We start from the raw sequence: 20,734 nt of genomic DNA on the forward strand, positions 1-20,734 counted from the left end.
CTGACGGGGCGGCCAGGCCCGGAGCGCGGGAAGTCGACGCAGCCGACTTCCGGTGTGGCGCGAGGTCGGGCGACAGGCAAGCCCGGCACGGGCGAGGCGTCGACGCGGCCGGCCTCCCGCAGCGAGCGGCGAGCGGCGAGGGCAGCGAGACCAACGAGGCGAAGCGCGCGAGAAGTCGGGCCCGCCGACTTCCGGTGGGGCGGGCGGGTAGCTGACCTGGGGGTGGCGGGGGTGGACGGGTTAGTGTGGCCGGGCTGACTGGTGGTCATGACAGGGGACCGCCGACCCCTTGGCGGAGGTCCACGTGCCCGCACCGATAGCGAGGGCGCGGCGGTGGTATCGGCGGCTGCTGGACGGGGACGCCCGGGCGGCGCGGTACGCGCTGGGGGTGCTGCTCGGGGTGACGGCGGTGCTGAGCGTGCTGCCGATCGTGCTGCCGTACAGCTGGCCGCCGTCGGCGCTGGTGCTGCCGCTGGTGGTCGGCGGGCTGCTGTTGCGGCGCGGGCAGTTGCTGGTGCTGGTGTGCGCGGCGCTGGCGGGCGGGGTGCTGGGGGCGGTGGTGCGGGATCCGCTCGGGGTGCGGATCGGGGTGACGCTGGTGCTGGCCGCGACCGCGGTGACGGTGCTGGCCACGAACCGGTTCCGGCACCGGCTGGGTCTGCGCGGGACGCAGGGCGATTCGATGCTGCTGGAGCTGGCCGAGCACACCCGGGCACTGGCCCGGCTGCCGGAGCGGCTTCTGGACTGGCATTTCGACAGTGCGCTGGCGCCGGCCGGCGACGCCTCGTTCTCGGGGGACTTCCTGCTGTGTGCGCACCGCCCCGAGGAGGATCTGCTGGAGCTGCTGCTGGTGGACGTGTCGGGCAAGGGCAGCCGGGCGGCGGCCCGCTCGACGCACCTGTCGGGCGCGTTCGCGATGCTGCTGGGCCGGGTGCCGCCGGAGGCGTTCCTGCCGGCGGCCAACGACCACCTGGTGCGGATGGGCTGGGAGGACGACTTCGCGACGGCGGTGCACCTCGCGCTGCGCCCGGCGACGGGCGACTACCTGCTGTTCAACGCCGGCCATCCGGCGCCCGCGCAGTTCCGCCGGGCGGACGGCGGTGGCTGGGTGCGGTCGGGGCACGGCGGTCCGGCGCTGGGGCTGGTGTCGGGCGCACCGTACCCGGCGGTGTCGGGGCGGCTGCGGCGGGGCGATTCGCTGCTGCTGTTCAGTGACGGCCTGGTGGAGGTGCCGGGTCGGGATCTGGACGAGGGGGTGGGTCGGCTGCTGGCGGCGGCCGAGCCGGTGGTGCGGCCGTGGCGGACGCAGCAGCAGCTCACCCGGGGTGCGGCGGAGCGGCTGGTCCGGACGGTGGCGCGGGACGCGGCGGACGACCGGACACTGGTGCTGGTGCGCCGTCTGGGTCACCATTCACCCGCTTCGGCACCCGCTTGAGAAATAAGGTATGAAGAATTAAGTGCCCGTTCGGGCACCCAGAGGGCACCCACCCCCGAGAGCGGAAAGGCCGGGTATCCGATGGACCTGACCTCTCCGTGGGTTCCCCCCTCCGAGGACGAGAGCCGGACGCCACGCAGCAGTCCCACCGCCCGCAGCCCCATGCGCTGCGTGCGCTTGTTGCTCGGCTGCACCAGCGCCGCCGAACTGCTCGGCACCGTCCTCGCCGAGGGGCCGGGGTGGATCACCGGCGAGGGTTCCGCGCTCTACCTGCTGGATTCCGCCGGGATGCTCCGGCTGACCGCCTCGCACGGGCTGCCGGACTGGGCCCACGAGCGCTACAGCACCGTCGATCCGGCCAGTGACCTCCCCGCCGCGATGGCCCTGCGGTTACGCCGCCCCTACCTGCTCAGTCCCGAGCACACCAGCGTCGACTACCCGAACAAGAACGCCGGCATGGGCACCGGAATGGTCGCCGTGATCACCCTGCCGATGATCGTCGACGAGCGGCCGGTCGGCGTCCTCGCCCTCGCGCTGGCCCACCGGGGCACCGTCCCCCGCCGCGACCTGGACGTCCTGGAGACCATCGGCGAGGCCTGCGCCCACCGGCTGTCCCACCTGCTCGACCACGCGGACTCCCGGATACCCCAGGACCCGGCCGGGGCGCCGCCGGACGGGGACGGGAGCCGCCCCGCCGGGCTGGCCCACCCGATGCTGTCGCTCGCCGTCCGGGCGGCCGGGCACGGCGCCTTCGAGCGCGACCTGGTCACCGGCGAGAGCTACTGGGACGCCGCGGCGTTCCGGGTCACCGGCCAGCCCGCCACCGCCGACGGCACCGCCCCGGACCTGGACCGGATCGTCCACCCGGAGGACCTGCCGGACGTGCAGGCCGCGCTCGCCGAGTCGCTCACCACCGGCGGGCGGTACCGGATCGGGTACCGGGTGCTGCGCCGGGGCGGCGGGGTGGCGAGGATCGAGGAGACCGGCGAGGTGATGCTGGACGTCCACGGCCGACCGGTCCGGGTCGCCGGGCTGCTCTCCGACCGGGACCAGGGCCGGGAACACCCCAGGGAACACCCCGGGGAGCGGACCGGGCGGCAGACCGGCGAGCAGGCCGCAGAACACCCCGGGAAGCAGAACGAGGAGCAGTCCACCCCGGCCGGGGCCCGGACGGCGCTGCTGCTCGCGCTCACCCGGTCGCTGTCGCGGGCGGTGACCGTCCGGGACGTCACCACCGCCGTCACCGACGTCGCCCGCCCGGCGTTCGGCGCCGCCAGCATCGTGCTGGACCTGGTGGACGAGGGCCGGCTGCTGCCCGTCTCGCACACCGTGTACGGCGGGCCGCGCCGCACCGAGCTGACCCGGCTGGCGGACCTCTCCGAGAGCGTGATGCAGCACGCGCTGACCCGCTCCGCCCCGCTGTTCAGCGAGCCCGGCGCGGGCCGGGGCCAGTACGGCCCGCTCACCCCGGCCTCCTGGGCGGTGCTGCCGCTGGTCGCCTCCGGGCGGCAGGTGGGCTCCTGCCTGATCACCTTCTCCGCCGAGCGGGCGTTCGGCCGGGAGGACCGCACCCTGTACTCGGCCTTCGCCGGGATCCTGGCGCAGTCCCTGGAACGGGCCCGGCTGTACGACACCCACCACCACCGCGCCACCGAGCTGCAGCGCGCGATGCTGCCGCGCACCCTGCCCCAGCTGCCCGGGATCGCCAGCGCCGCCCGCTACCTGCCGAGCACCGAGGGCATGCAGATCGGCGGCGACTGGTACGACCTGCTGAAGCTGCCGGACGGCCGGATCGGGCTGGTGATCGGCGACGTCCAGGGCCACAACGCGGAGGCGACGGCGGTGATGGGCCAGTTGCGCAGCGGCCTGCGGGCGTACGCGACGGACGGGCACGATCCGGGCGCCACGCTGGCCCGGACCAGCCGGCTGCTGACCGAGCTGGACACCGACCTGTTCGCGACCTGCCTCTTCCTGGCCCTGGACCCGGCCGACGGCGCGCTGACCGCGGCCCGGGCGGGGCATCCCGCGCCGGTGCGGATCGCGGACGCCAAGGCCGTCGAGCTGGACCTGCCGGGCGGGCCGCCGCTGGGCGTGGACCCGGGGCAGCCGTACCCGCTGACGGTCGGCCGGCTGGCGGTCGGCGAGACGCTGCTGGCGTACACCGACGGGCTGGTCGAGGACCGTGAGGAGGACTACGACGAGTCGGTGCAGCGGATGCTCGGCGGGCTGGAACTGTGGGCCCGGCAGACCGGCCCGACCCGGGCCGGCGCGGCGCCCGCGCTGGAGCGGCTGGCCGATCTGCTCACGCTGAACGTGACCGAGCGGCGGTCCCAGCCGGACGACGTGGCGCTGCTGCTCCTGCACCGGACGTCGCCCCTTCCGTAACACCGTGCGCACGTTCCCCACACATCACGGGACGCGACTCGGCCACCTCCCGCCCGACCCGGCCACCGCGCCGCAGGCGCCTCACCGGGAACGACCGCCCCCGGGCCGTCCGGATCGCGGTCGAACGGCGCCGGTTTGACGCCGTATTGACTGGATATTGACGAGATCCGGTCACTTGGCGAGATCCGTTCACACCTTCGTAGGATCATCACCCTAGAATTCGCGGCGTGACGATGACTCAGTGGTGCGCAACGGCAACCGGCGTGCTCGCCGCCCTCGCCCTCGTGGCCACCGCGCGGTACCGCGCCGTGTCCGTCACCCAGCGCCGCCGCGCCGACCGGTTGCAACGCGACCTCGCCCGGCTCCAGGAGCAGCTCGGCGCCGAACTCTCCCGCCGCGGCGCCGACCTGGCCGCCGTCCAGCAGGAGCAGGAGCTCACCGCGTCCACCCAGCGGGCCTTCCTCAGCGTCGCCCGCCGCATCCTCGTCATGGCCCACGACCAGCAGGCCCTGCTCGACGAGATGGAACGCACCCACGACGACCCGGAACTGCTGGAGGGCCTGCTCAAGGCCGACCACGCCGCCGCCCAACAGGCCCGGCTGGCCCAGACCCTGGCCGTCCTGTGCGGCGCGCGGGCCGGACGGCACTGGCCCGAGCCGGTCTCGCTGGAGGACGTCGTGCGCGGCGCCCAGTCCCGCATCCTGCCCTTCCAGCGGGTGGAGGTCCGCAGCCGGATCGAGACCGCGGTGGTCGGCGCCGCCGCCGAGGCGCTGATCCACGCCGTCGCCGAACTGCTGGACAACGCCACCCGCTACTCCCCGCCCAGCACCCAGGTGTTCGTCACCCTCATGCCGGTGCACAACGGAGCCGTCATCGAGATCGACGACGGTGGCGTCGGCATGCCGGAACAGGCCGTCGCCAAGGCCGCCGCCGCCCTCGCCGGCGGCACCAGCCTGGAGGTCTCCCGACTCGGCGAGGTGCCGCAGCTGGGCCTCGCCGCGGTCGGCCGGCTGGCCGAGCAGTACGGCTTCCGGGTCACCCTCAGCTCGGCGCCCTCGCCCTACGGCGGCGTCCGCGTCGTCGTGCTGCTGCCGAACGCCCTGCTCACCGAGCCGCTGCCGCCCACCGTCCCCGGCCTCGGGCCGGACGACCGGGCCTTCAACACCGACTTCAGGCCGACCGGACACCCTGCCGGACACCCCACCGGACACCCCCTGGTGGAGACCCCGCCGGCCGGCCGACCCCCCGCGGCCGCCGACACCCCGCCGCCGCTGCCCCGCCGGAGCCACCGACGCGACCGCGCCGCCCGCCCCGCCCAACACGCCTCTCCCCCACCGCCGCCCGCCCCGCCGTACCGCTCGGCCCGGGACGCGCAGGCGTTCATGGCGATGTTCCAGGCCGGTACCGCCAGCGGCCGATCGGCCGCCCGGGCCCAGGCCCAGCCCGACCCTTCCCTGCCCGCTTCCCCCCGACTTCCCCAGCGCTCCGGAGAGTTCCATGACCACCACCCCTGATCTCGGCTGGATGCTCGCCGACATCGTCAACGTCCCGCAGGTCCAGCACGCCGTCGTCGTCTCCAACGACGGCCTGGAGATCGGCCGCAGCGCGAACGTCGCGCGCGAGGACGCCGAACGGCTCGCCGCCGCCTGCTCCGGACTCCAGTCGCTGGCCCGCGGCGTCGCGACCGGGTTCGGCGGACCGGGCAGCGCCACCCGCCAGATCATCATCGAGTACGGCGGCGGCTACCTGTTCGTCGTCGCCGCCGGGGCCGGCGCGCACCTGGCCGTGGTGACCAGCGATGCCGTGGACGCCGGCCTGGTCGCGTACCAGATGCAGGTCCTGGTCGAGCGGATCGGCAGCCACCTCACCAGCCCGCCGCGGGTCGACCACGCGGCGGGGGGCCACCGGTGAGCGGGCCCGTCCGGCCCTACGTCATCACCGGCGGCCGCAGCCGGTCCACCCGGGCCGAGCTGGCCATCGAAAGCCTGGTCAGCGCGTTACCCGAGCCGCCGGAACTGCCCGACCACGCCCTGCTCAACCGCGAGCACCGGCGCATCCTCGCGCTCTGCCACAGCCTGTTGTCCATCGCCGAGGTGGCGGCCCACCTGGTGCTGCCGCTCGGCGTCGTCAAGGTGCTGGTCGGCGACCTCTGGGACCTCGGCGCCGTCCAGGTCCTCCCGCCCGTCCCGCAGGCCGAACGCCTGCCCGCAACCCTTCTGGAAGAGGTGCTCGTTGGCCTCCGCCAACTCCGCTGAAGCCCCCGGGGCCACCGCCGACCTGCCCGCCGAGCCGCGGTACCTGCCGTCCTCGGTCCAGGGCGCGGTGAAGATCCTGGTCACCGGCCCGTTCGGGGTCGGCAAGACCACGCTGGTCGGCTCGCTCAGCGAGATCACTCCGCTGCGCACCGAGGAGACGATGACCGCCGCCAGCAGCGGCATCGACGACCTCACCGGGCGCGGCGACAAGACCACCACCACGGTCGCGCTCGACTTCGGCCGGATCACGCTCAACCCGCGGCTCGCGCTGTACCTGTTCGGCACGCCCGGGCAGCAGCGGTTCTGGCCGCTCTGGGACGACCTGTCGCGCGGCGCGCTCGGCGCCATCGCCATGGTCGACCTGCGCCGCCCGGACGAGAGCTTCGACGTGCTCGGCCGCCTGGAGGAGCAGCGCATCCCGTTCGCCGTGGCGGTCAACACCTTCCCGGACACGCCGAGTTACCCCGAGGAGGAGCTGCGCTCCGCCCTCGACCTGCTGCCGGAGGTACCGATCCTGCACTGCGACGCCCGCGACCGGCGGCAGTCCTACGACCTGCTGATCGACTTCGTCGACCACCTGCACCGCAGCTCGCTCCTGGAGCTCCAGCGATGACCGCGCCCGAACCCGGCACCGCCTCCCCCGGCTGCCCGGTCCCGCACGGCGGCGGCCTGCCCGTCGGCGTCCCGCTGACCCCGTTGTACGGCCACGCCGTCGCCGAGGACCCGCACGGCCTGTACGCCCGGCTGCGCCGGCGATACGGCCCGGTCGCGCCGATCGAACTGGAGCCCGGGGTCGAGGCCTGGCTCGTCCTCGGCTACGCCGAGCTGCTCGAACTCACCCGCAACGAGGCGCTGTTCTCCAAGGACTCGCGCCGCTGGCGGGTGCCCGCCGAAGGCCGGCTGGCCCCCGACTCCCGGCTGCTGCCGATGACCTCCTGGCGGCCCACCCTGCTCAACCTGGACGGCGCCGAGCACCAGCGGCTGCGCTCCGCCGTCTCGGACACCCTCGCCCAGATCGACCACCGCCAGCTGCGCGAGACCACCGAGGTCTGCGCCAACGACCTCATCGACAGCTGGGGCCCGGACGGCACCGCGGACCTGATCGCCCAGTACGCCCGCCCGCTGCCGCTGCTGGTCTTCACCCAGCTGGTCGGCCTGCCCCGTGAGGCCGGACCCCACCTGGTCGAGCTGATCAGCCACTTCGTGGACAGCGGCCCCAAGTCGGTGCGCGCCAACGCCGAGTTCCAGGCGATCCTGGTCGACCTGGTCCGGCGCCGCCGGACGGCCCCCAGCGCCGACCTCACCTCCTGGCTGCTCGCCCACCCGGCCGGACTCACCGACGAGGAGGCCGTGCACCACCTGGTGGTGATGCTGGTCGCGGGCAACGAGACCTCCATCAACTGGACCGGCAACACGCTGCGACTGCTGCTCACCGACCGCCGGTTCCGGGCCACCCTCACCGGCGGGCGGCTCACCGTCTCCGACGCGCTGGAGGAGGTGCTCTGGCGCGACCCGCCGACGCAGAACTTCCCCGGCCGCTGGGCCACCGGCGACACCGTCCTCGGCGGCCAGTACATCAGCGCCGGCGACATGCTCGTCCTCGGCCTGGCCGCGGCCAACGCCGACCCGGCCGCCCAGGGCGTCGCCTCCGCCGCCCAGGGCTCGCTCGGCGGCAACCGGGCCCACCTCGCCTGGGGCGCCGGACGGCACGTCTGCCCGGCCCAGCACCCGGCCCGGATCATCGTCGAGACCGCCGTCGAGACCCTGCTGCACCGCCTGCCCGATCTTCAACTCGCCGTTCCGTCCGGCGAGTTGGGATGGCGCCCGTCCCCGTGGTCGCGGGCCCTGCTCGGCCTGCCGGTGCTGTACAGCGCCTTCACCCCGCCCCGCCCGCCCGCCCCCGAGAGGCCCGCATGGACACCACCACCGACCCCCGACCCGAGCCCGTCAGACTCGACCCCTTCGGGCGCGACCAGCACCACGAGAACGCCCGCCTCCGGGCGGCCGGCCCCGCGGTCCTGGTGGAGCTCCCTGGCGGGGTGGTGGTCTGGGCGATAACCCACCACGACACCCTGCAGGCGCTGCTCGCCGACTCCCGGGTGGGCAAGAACGCCCAGCTCTGGACGACCTTCCGGGAGGGCCGGCTGCCCCAGGGCTGGCCGCTGCTCAACTTCGTCACCGTGCCCGGCATGGTCACCGCCGACGGCGACGACCACCGGCGGCTGCGCGGCCTGGTCAGCCAGGCCTTCACCCCGCGCCGGATAGCCGACCTGGCGCCCGCGATCGAGGCCCGCACCATCGCGCTGCTCGACCGGGTCGCCGAGCTGGACGGCGAGTTCGACCTGCGCGAGCACTTCGCCTACCCGCTGCCGATGCAGGTGATCGGCGAACTGCTCGGACTGGCGCTGGACGAGCAGGACGAGCTGCACGAGCTCTCCGACACCCTGGTCTCCAGCTCGGCCACCCCGGCGGCGGCCGCCGCCGCGCAGCAGGCCCTGTACGCGCTGCTGGGCTCCGTGGTCGCGGCCAAGCGGGCCGCGCCCGGCGACGACCTCACCACCGACCTGATCGCCGCCCGCGAGGCCGGGGACCGGCTCAGCGAAGCCGAGCTGGTCGGCACCCTGCTGCTGATGCTGGTCGCCGGGCACGAGACCACGCTCAACCTGATCACCAACGCCGTCCGGGCCCTGCTCGCCCACCCCGACCAGCTGCGGCTGGTGCTCTCCGGTGAGCAGCCGTGGTCGGCGGTCATCGAGGAGACGCTGCGCTACGACTCGCCGGTCGGCCAGTTCCCGCTGCGCTACGCGACCGAGGACATCGCGGTCGGGGACGTGGTGATCCGGCGCGGCGAGGCGCTGCTCGCCTCCTACGCGGCGGCCGGCCGCGACACCGGGCACCACCCGGACGCCGACCGCTTCGACGTCACCCGCCGGCCCAACCGGCACCTGTCGCTCGGCCACGGCCCGCACTTCTGCCTCGGCTCCGGGCTGGCCCGACTGGAGGCCGAGACCGCGCTGCGGCACCTGTTCGGACGGTTCCCCGGGCTGGCCCTCGCCGAGGGCGACGCGCCGGAGCCGATCGGCTCCTTCATCAGCAACAGCGTGCGAACCCTGCGGGTGACGGTCCGAACCGTCCGGTGACCTGAAGGCGGCCCGGGTCGTTCGGCAGTGCATGAAGAAACTCGCCACCCTGGCCGCCCTCACCATGGCGGGCCTCGCGCTCGCCGCCCCGGCGGCGTCCGCCACCAGCCAGACCGCGAGCTCCCCGGACGCCACCGGGGGCCTCACCGACGGTCTCAACCTCTCCCCGGCCGACCTCGCCATCCACGCCGCCGGCCGGCTGCCGGTGGTCGGCCACGCCGCCCAGGAGGTGGAGGCCGTCGGCACCAACCAGATGAGCCACCCGGGGCTCAGCGGTCAGATCGGCTGACCACGCCCGCCGGGCACCGCCCCGGTTGTCGCCACCCCTGTCGGCGGCAACCGGGGCTTCGTCCGGCCCGGACCGCCCGGCCGCCCGGCCCGCGTCGCCGGCCCGTTCAGCCGATCTGACCGCTCAACGCCGGTCAGCCCGCGAAGAGACCGTTCAGCTCCTGGTAGGTCAGCCCGCCCTCCAGGGCGGTGTAGGTGCCGCTCGCGTACACCTCCGCCGCGGCCCGGCGCACCGCCGCGTACGCCACCTCGGCCAGACCGGGGCCGAGGCTGACCCGGGCCACGCCCAGCTCCGCCAGCTCCGGGACGGCCGGCGAGCCCGGCCCCGCCAGCACGTTCAACGGCACCGGGACGGCCGCGACCAGCGCGGCGATCGTCTCCGGGTCCGCGACACCGGGCACGAACACGCCGTCCGCGCCCGCCTCGACGTAGGCCCGCAGCCGGCGCACCGCGTCGTCCAGCCGGCCCTCCGGCTCGCCGATCCCGCGCAGGAACACGTCGGTGCGCGCGTTGACGTAGGCGGGCACGCCCGCCGCGTCCGCCGCCGCCCGGGCCGCCGCGATCCGCTCGGCGGCCTCGGCCGCCGGTCGGCCCTCGTCCTCCAGGTTGACGCCGACCGCGCCGGTGGCCAGCAGCGCGGCGACGGACTCGCCGACGCCGGCGGCGGTCCGCGCGTAGCCGCTCTCCAGGTCGGCGGTGACCGGCAGGTCCACCGCGCGGACCACCTGTGCCGTCCGTACGAGGACCTGTTCGAGGTCGGCACCGCCGCCGTCCCGGCTGCCGAGCGACCAGGCGACGCTCGCACTGGCCGTCGCCACCGCCCGCGCTCCGGCGGCGACGACCAGGCGGGCGCTCGCCGCGTCCCACACGTTGGCGAGCACCAGCGGCTCGCCCGGCCGGTGCAGCTCCCGGAGCAGCCGGGCCTTCTCCTGCTGGACTCCCGTCATGTCCGCGGGCCTCACTTGGCGGCCGGGCTGAGCCGGGAGGCCACCCCGATCCGGTTCCAGGCGTTGATGGTGGCGATCAGCGCGATCAGCTGCGCCAGCTCGGTCTCGTCGAACTGGGCGGCGGCCTCGGCGTAGACCGCGTCCGGCACGTGGCCCTGGGTCAGCAGGGTGACCGACTCGGTGAGGGCCAGCGCGGCCCGCTCCCGGGCGGTGAACCACGGGGTCTCGCGCCAGGCCGGGAGGGAGAGCAGGCGGTGGTCCTGCTCTCCGTTCTTCGCGGCGTCGGTGCTGTGCATGTCGATGCAGAAGGCGCAGCCGTTGATCATCGAGGCGTGCACCTTGACCAGCTCGGCGAGCTGGTGATCAATGCCCTGCCGGGAGGCGCGGTCCACCACGGTCATGGCCTGGTAGAAGTCGGGGGCCAGGCGGAACAGCGCGAGGCGCTGGGCGGGGGCCGGGACGGGGGCTTCGGTCGGCTCGTGCTCGTTCGTCGTCATGACCGCCAGCCTAGGGACCTGGTGGACCTGTTCCCTGGTGCATTTGAACCGCGGAATCCTGGGCCACTCGGACCTGCCCGGCCGTCCGCCGAGTGTGGCACGGCGGCGGCCGAAAAGGGAGGGCCCGGGGCGCACCCCGGGCGCGGACCCGCACTCCCGGCGCACGAACGGGAGTGCGAGGATCGACGGCAGGGGCGCCACCACGAGTGCCCCCGCCGGGCGAGGTCAGGGGGCCACGATCGTGTGTACGGCGTTCGTCAGCATCGAACCGGGGGCGGCCGTGCCGGTGCTGCTCCTCTCCGTCCGGGACGAGTACCTCGGGCGCAGCTGGCTGCCGCCGGACCACCACTGGCCGGACCGGCCCGCCCTGATCGGCGGACTGGACCTCGCCGCCGGCGGCACCTGGCTGGCCGTCGACCCCGGACGCCGGACCGCCGCCTGCCTGCTGAACGGCTTCGGGCCGCTCGCCCCCGTCGACGCCCGGCTCTCCCGCGGCGAACTGCCGCTCACCGCCGTCCGGGAGGGCGGGATCGGCCACCTCGACCTCACCCCGTACGACCCGTTCCACCTCGTCCTGGTCCGGCCCGACGGCGCCCGGGTCGCCAGTTGGGGCGGTGGCCGGCTGGAGGAGCGCGAGCTGCCGACCGGTCTCAGCGTGGTGCTCAACGACGGGCTGGAGGGCATGGCCGCCAGCCGGACCGCCTCCGAGCGGATCCGGGCGCTGATGGCCGCCCGCGCGGACCACTTCCGGGCCCGCCTCGCCGCCGCGCCCCGGCCGGAGCCGACCGGCGACGGGCCCGCCGAACAGGCCTGGGGCGACTGGCTGCCGATCGTCACGGGCGACGGCCTGCCGCTGGACGACGACGCGGCGCTCATCCAGCGGCGGGACTTCGGCGACGGGCGGATCTGGGGTTCCTCCTCGATCTCCCTGCTCGCGCTCGGGCCGGACGGGCCGCGCTACGACTTCGCCTCCGCACCGGTGCCCGCCGACGGCGGGGCGTGGCGGCGGGTGCCGCTCGGCGGAAGGGACTGACCAGGGACGGCCGACCGGCGGCTGACCGGCGAATGACCGACGACTGACCGGCGGCGGTGGCGTCCAGACGTCCGCTCGATGAACTTCTGGCGGCGGGGCTGCCGGGCGTCTACATGCCCGTAGTAGCTTCGCGGGGCTCCCCCGGATCCAGACCCCCGAGCGAAGGTGCGCGATGTCCACCCTGACCTACCCGGAAGCGATAGGCGTCGGCCTGCTGCAGGGTGTGACGGAACTCTTCCCGGTCTCCAGCCTGGGCCACAGCATCCTGCTCCCCGCCCTCATCGGCGGGAAGATCCAGCGGGACCTCGACATGACCGCCGAGGGCTCCTCCTACCTCGCCGTCCTGGTCGGCCTGCACCTGGCCACCGCGCTCGCGCTGGTGGTGTTCTTCCGCAAGGACTGGGTCCGGGTGATCGGTGGCTTCTTCAGCTCGATCCGCCACCGCCGGGTCCAGAGCCGGGACGAGAAGCTCGCCTGGCTGCTGATCATCTCCACCATCCCGGTCGGGGTGGCGGGCCTCGCCCTGGAGAAGGCGCTGCGGAACGCGCTCGGCAAGCCCGTCCCGGCCGCGATCTTCCTCGCCCTCAACGGGCTGGTACTGCTCGGCGCCGAACGGCTCAAGCGCGGCGGCACCGGCCGCCGGCGCGCCGGGCACGCCGCCCCGCCGGCCGAGGCACCGGGCCTCGACCCGGCGATCGCCTCCGACCACCGGCTGGCCCGGCTCAGCTTCGTCCAGGGCGCCTGGATCGGCGCCGCCCAGATCCTGGCGCTCTTCCCCGGCATCAGCCGCTCCGGGGTCACCATGAGCGCCGGCATCCTGCGCGGCCTGCACCACGAGGACGCCGCCCGCTTCTCCTTCCTGCTCGCCACCCCGGTCATCCTGGCCGCCTCCGTACTGAAGGTGCCGGAGCTGTTCAAGCCGGAGAACTCCGCCGTCCTCGGCCCGGTCGTCGCCGGCAGCCTCGCCGCCTTCGTCGCCGGCTACGTCTCGGTGCGCTTCCTCACCAAGTACTTCGAGACCCGCAGCCTGACGCCGTTCGCGGTCTACTGCTTCCTCGCCGGCGTCGGCAGCGCGGTCTACCTGTCGGTCTGACTCGCCCTCACGCCCTCACGCCCGCGCGTCTGCGGGCCGGGCCACCGGGCCCGGCCCGCGTCACCACGGCCGTCGAGGAGCCCTTCGGCACCGGCCGGAGCCGGCCGACGGCCCGGGCGGGACCGCGCGATAATCGGGCCCGTGAGCAGCTCCTGGACTTCCTTCGGCGGCGACCTGCACCTGGACCTCACCGAGCGGCGCGCCGCCGGGGCCGGGCTGCGGGCCGCCCTGGAGGACGCGCTGCGCGAGGCCGTCCAGGACGGGCGGCTCGTGCCCGGCACCCGGCTGCCGTCCTCGCGGGCCCTCGGCGAGGACCTCGGGATCGCCCGGAACACCGTGGTCGAGGCGTACGGGCAGCTCACCGCGGAGGGCTGGCTCGCCTCCCGACAGGGTTCCGGCACCACCGTCGCCCAGCGGGCCGCGCCCGGCCCGGGCCGGCGGTCCGCCCGGCCCGCGGCGGCCCTGCCCGCCGTCCGGCACGACCTGATGGCCGGGCGTCCCGACCTCGCGCTCTTCCCCCGCACCGCCTGGCTCGCCGCCGCCCGCCGGGCCCTCGCCACCGCGCCGCACGAGGCCTTCGGCTACGGCAGCCCGCTCGGCCGGATCGAGCTGCGGCAGGCGCTCACCGACTACCTGGCACGGGTCCGCGGCGTCCGCACCGACCCCGACCACCTGCTGATCTGCACCGGCGTCTCCCAGGGCCTGGGCCTGCTGTGCGCCGCCCTGCGGGAGCGCGGCGCCCGCGCCCTCGCGGTCGAGGAGTACGGGCTGCCGCCGCAGCACGCCGTCGCCCGGGCGGCCGGGCTGGCCACCGTCCCGGTGCCGCTGGACGGGGCCGGCGCCCGGGTCGAGCGGCTCGACGGCCGGTGCGGGGCCGTCCTGCTCACCCCGGCGCACCAGTTCCCCACCGGTGCGCCGCTGGCCGCCGACCGGCGGGCCGCCGCCGTGCGCTGGGCGCGCGAGCGAGACGGGTACGTCGTCGAGGACGACTACGACGGCGAGTTCCGCTACGACCGGCAGCCGGTCGGCGCGATGCAGGCGCTCGACCCGGAGCGGGTGGTGTACGCCGGGACGGCCGCCAAGAGCCTCGCGCCGGGCCTGCGGTTGGCCTGGCTGGCCCTGCCGGACGCGCTGGTCGAGCCGGTGGCCCGGTTGAAGGCGCTGGCCGACACGATGTCCCCGGTGCTCGACCAGCTGACCCTCGCCGAGCTGATCACCTCCGGGACGTACGACCGGCACGTCCGCCGCTGCCGGCTGCACTACCGGCGCCGGCGGGACCGGTTGGTCGCCGCGCTCGCCGAGCACGCCCCGCGCGTCCGGGTCACCGGTATCGCCGCCGGGCTGCACGCCGTCCTCCAACTGCCGCCCGGGTCCGCGTCCGAGGCGGAGCTGCTGGCCCGCGCCGAGGCCGCCGGGCTGGCCCTCAACGGGCTGTCCTGGCACCTCGCCGACCGGTCGGCCGCCACCCCGGACGCCGCCCCGGCCCTGGTGATCGGCTACGCGGCCCCGCCCGAGCACGCCTTCCCGGCGGCGCTGGACGCCCTCTGCGAGCTGCTGCGCGAACGGTGAGGGGGCGAGGAGGGGACGGGGCAGGGGCGGCTGTCGCGGTGAACTACTTGTTGCGGTTGCCCAGTTCGAACAGCAGCATGATGAAGCCCGCGAAGGCGTGGATGCCGGCGGTGTAGATCACCAGGCGGACCCCGACCCGGCGGTTGGCCGAGATGCCGGCGTCGACGGTCAGCGGGGTGGGGGCCGGGGCGGCCGGGGTGGTGGCCGCGGCGGCCTGGTCGGGGCTGGTGGGATCGGCCATGAGGGATCTCCTCCAAGGGTTCTGACGGTGGGTCAGTGGGTCACTGCGGGGCCGCCGAGACAGAGTTCGCCGCCGGGGCTCTGCAGCAGGGTGTGGACGAAGAGCAGTTCGACGCCGTCCGGCGCGTCGGCGGCGATGCAGTGCGGGGTGAGCGAGTCGAAGTGGGCGGAGTCGCCGACGTCGAGGCGGTGGACGCGGTCGCCGAGGGTCAGCTTGAGCCGGCCCTGCAGGACGTACAGCCACTCCTCGCCGGGGTGGACCCTGACCACCGCGTCCTGCACGCCCGGGGGCACGTGGACGCGCAGCGCCTGCATGGCCCGGCCGGGGGCGCCGGCCCGGCGGTAGCCCCAGCCGCCGGCGCGGCCGGGTTCGATGGCTCCGCCGCGGACGATCGGGTCGGGTTCGGCCATGGTCTCGCCGAGCAGGCCGGACACGGAGGTGCCGTAGGCGCGGGCGAGGCCGAGCAGGACGGGGAGGGAGGGCTGGCGGCGGCCGGTCTCCAGCCGGGACAGATAGGCTGGGGAGAGCCCGACCCGGCCGGAGGCCACTTCGAGGGTCAGGCGGCTGCTGAGCCGGTGTTCCCGGAGGCGGGCGGCGAGGCCGGCCACCTCCTGGTCGTCGAGCCGGTCTCCCGGGGCGGCGTCCCCGGTCGGGCTGGTGGTCATGTGACCAGTGGACACCCGCCGTGCCGCTCGGGCAAGAATTTTGCCTCTGAGGCAACAAGGCCCGAGGCTTCCAGGACCGCCCCGCTAGGGCCGCGGGATGTTGCGCAGGTTGCTGCGGGCCAGGTCGATCATGCGCCCGACCCCGCCGGAGAGCACCGTCCGCCCGGCCGCCAGTGCGAAGCCCTTCAGCTGGGCGGCCGTGATGTACGGCGGGATGGACAGCGCGTTGGGGTCGGTGACCACGTCCACCAGGGCGGGCCCGGGCCGCTCCAGCGCCTCCGCCAGCACCTCCCGGACCCTCGCCGGATCGGTGACCCGCTTGGCCGGGATGCCCATCGCCCGCGCGATCCCCGCGTAGTCGACGTCCCCGTTGTCGATCTCGTACTCCGGGTAGCCGGAGACCAGCATCTCCAGCTTGATCATGCCGAGCGCCCCGTTGTTGAAGACGACGGTCTTCACCGGCAGCCGGTGCTTGGCCACCGTCAGCAGTTCACCGAGCAGCATGCCGATCCCGCCGTCGCCGGCCATCGCGATCACCTGCCGCCCGGGGCAGGCCAGTTGGGCGCCGATGGCGTGCGGCAGGGCGTTGGCCATCGAGCCGTGCAGGAAGGAGCCGATCACCCGGCGGCGGCCGTTGGGCTGGAGGTAGCGGGCGGCCCAGACGTTGTTCATACCGGTGTCCACGGTGAACACCGCGTCGTCGGCGGCCACCTCGTCGAGCACCGAGGCGACGTACTCGGGGTGGATCGGCAGGTGCTTCTCGATGTCCCGGGTGTAGGCGCCGACCACGTCCTCCAGCGAACGGCAGTGCTTGCGCAGCATCTCGTCGAGGAAGGCGCGGTCGCGCTTGGCGTCCAGCAGCGGCAGGACGGCCCGCAGGGTGGCGGCGACATCGCCGTGGACGGCCAGTTCGAGCGCGGTGCGGCGGCCCAGCCGGGTGGCGTCGTGGTCGACCTGGACGGTGTGCGCCTGCGGCAGGAAGGAGTCGTACGGGAAGTCGGTGCCGAGCAGCAGCACCAGGTCCGCGGAGTGCAGCGCCTCGTGGCAGGCGCCGTAGCCGAGCAGGCCGCTCATGCCGACGTCGTACGGGTTGTCGAACTGGATCCACTCCTTGCCGCGCAGGGAGTGCCCGACCGGCGCGTTCAGGGCCCGGGCGGCCTCCATCACCTCGCCGTGCGCCCCGCGCACCCCCGCGCCGCAGAACAGCGCGACCTTGCGGGCCGCGTTGAGCAGCCGGGCCAGTTCCTGCACCTGGGACCAGGGCGGCGCGGCGACGGCCTGCTCGGTGAGGAAGTGGCTGGTCCCGGTGGGCCCGGCGGCGGGGAGCGCGGCGACGTCCCCGGGGAAGGCCAGCACCGAGACGCCGTGCGAGCCGAGCGCGTGCTGGATGGCGATCCGCATCAGCCGGGGCAGTTGGGCGGGCGTGGAGAGCAGCTCGCACCAGGTGCTGCAGTCGGTGAACACCCGCTCGGGGTGGGTCTCCTGGAAGAAGCCGGTGCCGATCTGCCCGGACGGGATGTGCGAGGCGAGCGCCAGCACCGGCAGGCCGCTGCGCTGGGCGTCGTACAGGCCCTGGACGAGGTGGGTGTTGCCGGGCCCGCAGGAGCCGGCGCAGACCGCGAGCCGTCCGCTGAGCTCGGCCTCCGCGGCGGCCGCGAAGGCGCCGGCCTCCTCGTTGCGCACGTGCACCCAGCTGATGCCCTCGGCCCGCCGGATCGCGTCCACGACCGGGTTGAGGCTGTCCCCGACCACGCCGTAGACCCGCTCGACCCCGGCCTGCCGGAGCACCTCCACCATCTGTTCGGCCACGCTCGCCACGGGTGCTCTCCAATCACCGGCCGCCGGCTGCCACAGGACACCTGCACCCTCCGGCGGCCGGGCCCGCCCCGCACCCGGAGCGGGCCCGAACAGGTGAACGACCGGTCGTCGCGGCTACTCCGCCGCCAGGTGGTCCTGCTGCCCGAGCTTGCCGCTGACCAGGCCCGCCTGCGCCTGCCGCCGGGCGGGCTCGCGGCCGGGCGGCTGGCCGCACCGCTCCTGGGCCGACGGCACGGTGGTCGGCAGGGTGACCGGTGCCCCGGCCTTCACCTGCACCGCCACGCCGTCGTGCAGCAGGTGGAGCACCTCGCCGCGGCGCAGCGTGTACGTCGTCCCCTCGTGGGTGATCTGGACGCCCAGCAACTGCCCCCGGACCATCAACGAGAACCCGAGCTTCATCAGCCCGCCCGGCAGCCGGGGCCGGAAGGACAGCGACTCGCTGTGGTCGCGCAGCCCGCCGAAGCCGGCCACCAGGGCGATGCAGGCGCCCGCCAGCGAGGCCATGTGCAGACCGTCGCGGGTGTTCCCGCCGAGGTCGTGCAGGTCCATCAACGCCGCCTCGGCCGTGTAGTCGTACGCGAGGTCGAGCTGGCCGACCTCGGCGGCGATCACCGCCTGGGTGCACGCGGACAGCGAGGAGTCGCGGACGGTGAGGCGCTCGTAGTAGGCGAAGTTGCGGGCCTTCTGCTCGTCGGTGAAGGCGTCGCCGCGGACCTGCATGGCGAGCACCAGGTCGGCCTGCTTGACCACCTGCTTGCGGTACAGGTCGAAGTACGGGTAGTGCAGCAGCAGCGGGTACTTCTCGGGCGGGGTGTGCTCGAAGTCCCAGACCTGGTGGTGGGTGAAGCCGTCGGCCTGCGGGTGCACGCCGAGGTCCTCGTCGTACGGGATGTACATCGCGGCCGCGGCGTCCCGCCAGGCGGCGGTCTCCTCGGTGTCGACGCCGAGTTCGGCGGCCTCGTGCGGGTTGCGGGCGACGGCCTCCGCGGCGGCGCGCAGGTTCGTCTGCGCCATCAGGTTGGTGAACACGTTGTTGTCGGCGACGGCGCTGTACTCGTCCGGGCCGGTGACGCCCTCGATGCGGAACTTCCCCGCGACGTCGTGGTGGCCGAGCGAGCGCCACATCCGGGCGGTCTCCACGAGCAGTTCGAGCCCGTACGCGCGCTCGAACTCGGCGTCCCCGGTGGCCCGGACGTAGCGGGCGACGGCGGCGGCGATGTCGGCGCCGATGTGGAAGGCGGCGGTACCGGCCGGCCAGTACCCGGAGCACTCCTCACCGCGGATGGTCCGCCACGGGAACACGGCGCCGGCCAGGCCGAGTTGGGAGGCCCGCTCGCGGGCCAGCGGGAGCGTGGTGTGCCGCCAGCGCAGGGCCTGGTTGACGGCGCCGGGCAGGCAGTAGGTGAGCACCGGCAGGACGAAGGTCTCGGTGTCCCAGAAGCTGTGCCCGTCGTAGCCGGGGCCGGTCAACCCCTTGGCGGGGATGGCCCGTTCCTCGCTGCGGGCACCGGCCTGGAGGACGTGGAAGACGGCGAACCGGACGGCCTGCTGGAGTTCGACGTCGCCTTCGATCTCGATGTCGCTGGTCGCCCAGAACTCCTTGAGGTAGGCGGCCTGTTCGGCGACCAGGCCGTCCCAGCCGGTGTACCGGGCGGCGGTCAGCGCCGCCTCCACCTGGTCCCGGACGGCGGGCTGCGAACGGGTCCCCGACCAGCCGTAGGCCATCAACTTGACCAGCCGCATCCGCTGTCCGGGCCGGAGCACGGTGGTGACGCTGATCCGGCAGTGGTCGGCCTCGGCCTCGGCGACGGTGTCGAGCTCCTCCGGGCCCTCGATGACGTGGTCCATCCCGGCCGCGACCCGGATCGCGCTGTACCGGGTGCGGTGCACCAGGACGGCCTTGGTGCCGCTCGCGTGGTGCACCTCGGGCTGCAGCGGCGCCTCCAGCACGGCCGACGCCCGCGGATCGCCCTCGGGGCCGCCGGGCAGCTGCTCGTTGGCGACCAGCTCGGACTGGAGCACGATCCGCACCGGCCCGTCCACCGCCTCGACGGTGTACTCGACGGCGGCGATCGCGCGCTGGGTGAGCGAGACCATCCGGGCGGAGCGCACCCGGATGGTCCGGCCGGCCGGGGAGGTCCACTCGGCCTCGCGGTGCAGCATCCCCTCGCGGAAGTCCAACCAGCGCTTGTGGTGGACGAGTTCGCCGTAGCGCAGGTCGAAGGGCTCGTCGTCGACCAGCAGCCGGATGATCTTGCCGTTGGTCACGTTGATGACGCTCTGGCTGGACTCCGGGTAGCCGTAGCCGCCCTCGCCGTACGGCAGCGGGCGGAGCTCGAAGACACCGTTCAGGTAGGTGCCGGGCAGGCCGTGCGGCTCGCCCTCGTCCAGGTTGGCGCGCAGGCCGATGTGTCCGTTGGAGAGCGCGAACACCGACTCGGCGCGGGCCATCGCGGTCAGGTCCAGGCCCTGCTCGGCGATCAGCCAGGGGTCGACGGCGAAGTTGTCCAAGCCACTCATGCGACTGCCTCGCTCCGCTCACTCATGCCCGCTCCTCCAGCAGTTCGGCGAGGTCGTCGACGACCACGGTCGCGCCGTCCCGGCGCAGTTCGGCGGCCTGCCCGGTGCGGTTGACCCCGACCACGGCCCCGAAACCGCCGGCCCGGCCGGAGGCCACTCCGGCGAGCGCGTCCTCGAAGACGGCGGCGTGCGCGGGCTCGACGCCGAGCGTGCGGGCGGCGTACAGGTAGGTGTCGGGGGCGGGCTTGCCGGGCAGGCCCTCGCGCTGGGCGACGACGCCGTCCACGACCACGTCGAACAGCCCCTCGATGCCCGCCGCCCGCAGCACGTCCCGGCAGTTGGCACTGGAGGACACCACGGCACTGGGCAGCCCGAGCGCACGCAGCCGGTGCACGTACGCCACCGAGCCGTCGTACGGCTGGACGCCCTGCTCGCGGATCAGTCGCAGGACGGTGTCGTTCTTGGCACGGCTGATCCCGTGCACGGTACGGGTGTTGGGCGGATCGGCGTCGGTGCCCTCGGGCAGGTCGACGCCCCGGCTGTGCAGGAAGGCCCGGGTGCCGTCCAGTCTCGGGCGGCCGTCCACGTAGGTGTCGTAGTCGGTGACGGCGTCGAAGGGGACGAACTGACCGCCGGTGCGGGCGGCTTCGGCGCGCAGGAAGGAGTCGAAGGTGTCCTTCCAGGCCGCGGCGTGCACCTTGGCGGTCTGGGTGAGGACCCCGTCGAGGTCGAAGAGGAAAGCGCGGATGTCGTCCGGTAGCCCCAGCATGGGTGCAGTCTTACCCGGGAACGCGGGGAAGCCGCCCATTTCCCGGCGGCGCGTCGCGGGAAGGGCGGCTTCCGGTTGC

Annotated in this window: 19 protein-coding genes; 12 read left to right on the plus strand and 7 right to left on the minus strand. The window is 74.5% G+C overall.

Features of this window, described 5'->3' with window-relative positions:
* Positions 1-304 precede the first annotated feature (304 nt).
* The 9 genes from ACIPLC_RS13185 (at position 305) to ACIPLC_RS13225 (ending at position 9,504) form a co-directional block, all read left to right on the plus strand.
* Positions 305-1,435, plus strand: a complete 1,131-nt coding sequence (locus ACIPLC_RS13185) for a PP2C family protein-serine/threonine phosphatase (protein WP_400473059.1) — start codon at positions 305-307, stop codon at positions 1,433-1,435.
* Positions 1,436-1,606: 171 nt separating this feature from the next.
* Complete coding sequence (locus ACIPLC_RS13190) at positions 1,607-3,820, plus strand: SpoIIE family protein phosphatase (RefSeq protein WP_400473060.1); 2,214 nt, start codon at positions 1,607-1,609, stop codon at positions 3,818-3,820.
* 233 nt (positions 3,821-4,053) lie between these two features.
* On the plus strand, positions 4,054-5,334 hold the full coding sequence (locus ACIPLC_RS13195) for a sensor histidine kinase (RefSeq protein ID WP_400473217.1): 1,281 nt from the start codon (positions 4,054-4,056) through the stop codon (positions 5,332-5,334).
* Entirely contained in the window at positions 5,318-5,731 is a 414-nt protein-coding gene (locus tag ACIPLC_RS13200; protein WP_400473061.1) for a roadblock/LC7 domain-containing protein, read from the plus strand. Before ACIPLC_RS13195 ends, ACIPLC_RS13200 begins: the two co-directional genes overlap by 17 nt.
* On the plus strand, positions 5,728-6,075 hold the full coding sequence (locus ACIPLC_RS13205; RefSeq protein WP_400473062.1) for a DUF742 domain-containing protein: 348 nt from the start codon (positions 5,728-5,730) through the stop codon (positions 6,073-6,075). The genes ACIPLC_RS13200 and ACIPLC_RS13205 overlap by 4 nt, the downstream gene beginning before the upstream one ends.
* Positions 6,053-6,688 carry a GTP-binding protein gene (locus ACIPLC_RS13210; RefSeq protein ID WP_400473063.1) on the plus strand — a complete coding sequence of 212 codons (636 nt, stop codon included), beginning with the start codon at positions 6,053-6,055 and terminating at the stop codon, positions 6,686-6,688. The genes ACIPLC_RS13205 and ACIPLC_RS13210 overlap by 23 nt, the downstream gene beginning before the upstream one ends.
* Positions 6,685-8,133 (plus strand): cytochrome P450, encoded by a 1,449-nt coding sequence (locus ACIPLC_RS13215; protein WP_400473064.1) that lies wholly within the window; start codon positions 6,685-6,687, stop codon positions 8,131-8,133. Before ACIPLC_RS13210 ends, ACIPLC_RS13215 begins: the two co-directional genes overlap by 4 nt.
* Positions 8,097-9,215, plus strand: coding sequence for a cytochrome P450 (locus ACIPLC_RS13220; RefSeq protein ID WP_400473065.1), 1,119 nt, complete (start codon positions 8,097-8,099; stop codon positions 9,213-9,215). The genes ACIPLC_RS13215 and ACIPLC_RS13220 overlap by 37 nt, the downstream gene beginning before the upstream one ends.
* A gap of 31 nt (positions 9,216-9,246) precedes the next feature.
* Positions 9,247-9,504 (plus strand): hypothetical protein, encoded by a 258-nt coding sequence (locus ACIPLC_RS13225; protein WP_400473066.1) that lies wholly within the window; start codon positions 9,247-9,249, stop codon positions 9,502-9,504.
* Between the two features lie 133 nt (positions 9,505-9,637).
* Here ACIPLC_RS13225 and ACIPLC_RS13230 read toward each other — a convergent pair whose 3' ends face one another.
* Positions 9,638-10,450: an isocitrate lyase/phosphoenolpyruvate mutase family protein gene (locus ACIPLC_RS13230; protein ID WP_400473067.1), complete on the minus strand. Its 813-nt coding sequence runs from the start codon at positions 10,448-10,450 to the stop codon at positions 9,638-9,640.
* A gap of 11 nt (positions 10,451-10,461) precedes the next feature.
* A complete protein-coding gene (locus ACIPLC_RS13235; RefSeq protein ID WP_400473068.1) occupies positions 10,462-10,947 on the minus strand; it encodes a carboxymuconolactone decarboxylase family protein in 486 nt (161 codons plus the stop codon).
* A 241-nt stretch (positions 10,948-11,188) separates the two neighbouring features.
* Here ACIPLC_RS13235 and ACIPLC_RS13240 point away from each other — a divergent pair, with 241 nt between their 5' ends.
* The 3 genes from ACIPLC_RS13240 (at position 11,189) to ACIPLC_RS13250 (ending at position 14,642) form a co-directional block, all read left to right on the plus strand.
* The gene (locus ACIPLC_RS13240; RefSeq protein ID WP_400473069.1) at positions 11,189-11,980 is read left to right on the plus strand and encodes an NRDE family protein; all 792 of its coding nucleotides are present in this window, start codon (positions 11,189-11,191) and stop codon (positions 11,978-11,980) included.
* 172 nt (positions 11,981-12,152) lie between these two features.
* The gene (locus ACIPLC_RS13245) at positions 12,153-13,073 is read left to right on the plus strand and encodes an undecaprenyl-diphosphate phosphatase (RefSeq protein ID WP_400473070.1); all 921 of its coding nucleotides are present in this window, start codon (positions 12,153-12,155) and stop codon (positions 13,071-13,073) included.
* Positions 13,074-13,214: 141 nt separating this feature from the next.
* Positions 13,215-14,642 (plus strand): PLP-dependent aminotransferase family protein, encoded by a 1,428-nt coding sequence (locus tag ACIPLC_RS13250; protein ID WP_400473071.1) that lies wholly within the window; start codon positions 13,215-13,217, stop codon positions 14,640-14,642.
* A 43-nt stretch (positions 14,643-14,685) separates the two neighbouring features.
* Here the strand turns inward: ACIPLC_RS13250 and ACIPLC_RS13255 are convergent, their stop codons facing one another.
* The 5 genes from ACIPLC_RS13255 to ACIPLC_RS13275 form a co-directional block, all read right to left on the minus strand.
* Positions 14,686-14,883: a DUF6126 family protein gene (locus ACIPLC_RS13255; RefSeq protein ID WP_400473072.1), complete on the minus strand. Its 198-nt coding sequence runs from the start codon at positions 14,881-14,883 to the stop codon at positions 14,686-14,688.
* Positions 14,884-14,915: 32 nt separating this feature from the next.
* Positions 14,916-15,548 carry a helix-turn-helix domain-containing protein gene (locus ACIPLC_RS13260; protein WP_400473073.1) on the minus strand — a complete coding sequence of 211 codons (633 nt, stop codon included), beginning with the start codon at positions 15,546-15,548 and terminating at the stop codon, positions 14,916-14,918.
* Positions 15,549-15,632: 84 nt separating this feature from the next.
* On the minus strand, positions 15,633-17,345 hold the full coding sequence (locus ACIPLC_RS13265; protein WP_400473218.1) for a pyruvate dehydrogenase: 1,713 nt from the start codon (positions 17,343-17,345) through the stop codon (positions 15,633-15,635).
* A gap of 135 nt (positions 17,346-17,480) precedes the next feature.
* Positions 17,481-19,886: a glycoside hydrolase family 65 protein gene (locus ACIPLC_RS13270; RefSeq protein WP_400473074.1), complete on the minus strand. Its 2,406-nt coding sequence runs from the start codon at positions 19,884-19,886 to the stop codon at positions 17,481-17,483.
* Between the two features lie 22 nt (positions 19,887-19,908).
* Positions 19,909-20,655, minus strand: coding sequence for an HAD family hydrolase (locus ACIPLC_RS13275; RefSeq protein WP_400473075.1), 747 nt, complete (start codon positions 20,653-20,655; stop codon positions 19,909-19,911).
* Positions 20,656-20,734 lie beyond the last annotated feature (79 nt).

This window comes from Kitasatospora sp. NPDC086801 (assembly GCF_044745805.1).
Taxonomy (GTDB): Bacteria; Actinomycetota; Actinomycetes; order Streptomycetales; family Streptomycetaceae; genus Kitasatospora.

Bases quoted from the DNA above. Each gene is read 5' to 3' on its own strand.
- ACIPLC_RS13195 (WP_400473217.1), top strand. From the start codon at position 4,054: ATGACTCAGTGGTGCGCAACGGCAACCGGCGTGCTCGCCGCCCTCGCC.
- ACIPLC_RS13200 (WP_400473061.1), top strand. From the start codon at position 5,318: ATGACCACCACCCCTGATCTCGGCTGGATGCTCGCCGACATCGTCAAC.
- ACIPLC_RS13215 (WP_400473064.1), top strand. From the start codon at position 6,685: ATGACCGCGCCCGAACCCGGCACCGCCTCCCCCGGCTGCCCGGTCCCG.
- ACIPLC_RS13225 (WP_400473066.1), top strand. From the start codon at position 9,247: ATGAAGAAACTCGCCACCCTGGCCGCCCTCACCATGGCGGGCCTCGCG.
- ACIPLC_RS13230 (WP_400473067.1), bottom strand. From the start codon at position 10,450: ATGACGGGAGTCCAGCAGGAGAAGGCCCGGCTGCTCCGGGAGCTGCAC.
- ACIPLC_RS13235 (WP_400473068.1), bottom strand. From the start codon at position 10,947: ATGACGACGAACGAGCACGAGCCGACCGAAGCCCCCGTCCCGGCCCCC.
- ACIPLC_RS13245 (WP_400473070.1), top strand. From the start codon at position 12,153: ATGTCCACCCTGACCTACCCGGAAGCGATAGGCGTCGGCCTGCTGCAG.
- ACIPLC_RS13255 (WP_400473072.1), bottom strand. From the start codon at position 14,883: ATGGCCGATCCCACCAGCCCCGACCAGGCCGCCGCGGCCACCACCCCG.
- ACIPLC_RS13260 (WP_400473073.1), bottom strand. From the start codon at position 15,548: ATGACCACCAGCCCGACCGGGGACGCCGCCCCGGGAGACCGGCTCGAC.
- ACIPLC_RS13265 (WP_400473218.1), bottom strand. From the start codon at position 17,345: ATGGTGGAGGTGCTCCGGCAGGCCGGGGTCGAGCGGGTCTACGGCGTG.
- ACIPLC_RS13270 (WP_400473074.1), bottom strand. From the start codon at position 19,886: ATGAGTGGCTTGGACAACTTCGCCGTCGACCCCTGGCTGATCGCCGAG.
- ACIPLC_RS13275 (WP_400473075.1), bottom strand. From the start codon at position 20,655: ATGCTGGGGCTACCGGACGACATCCGCGCTTTCCTCTTCGACCTCGAC.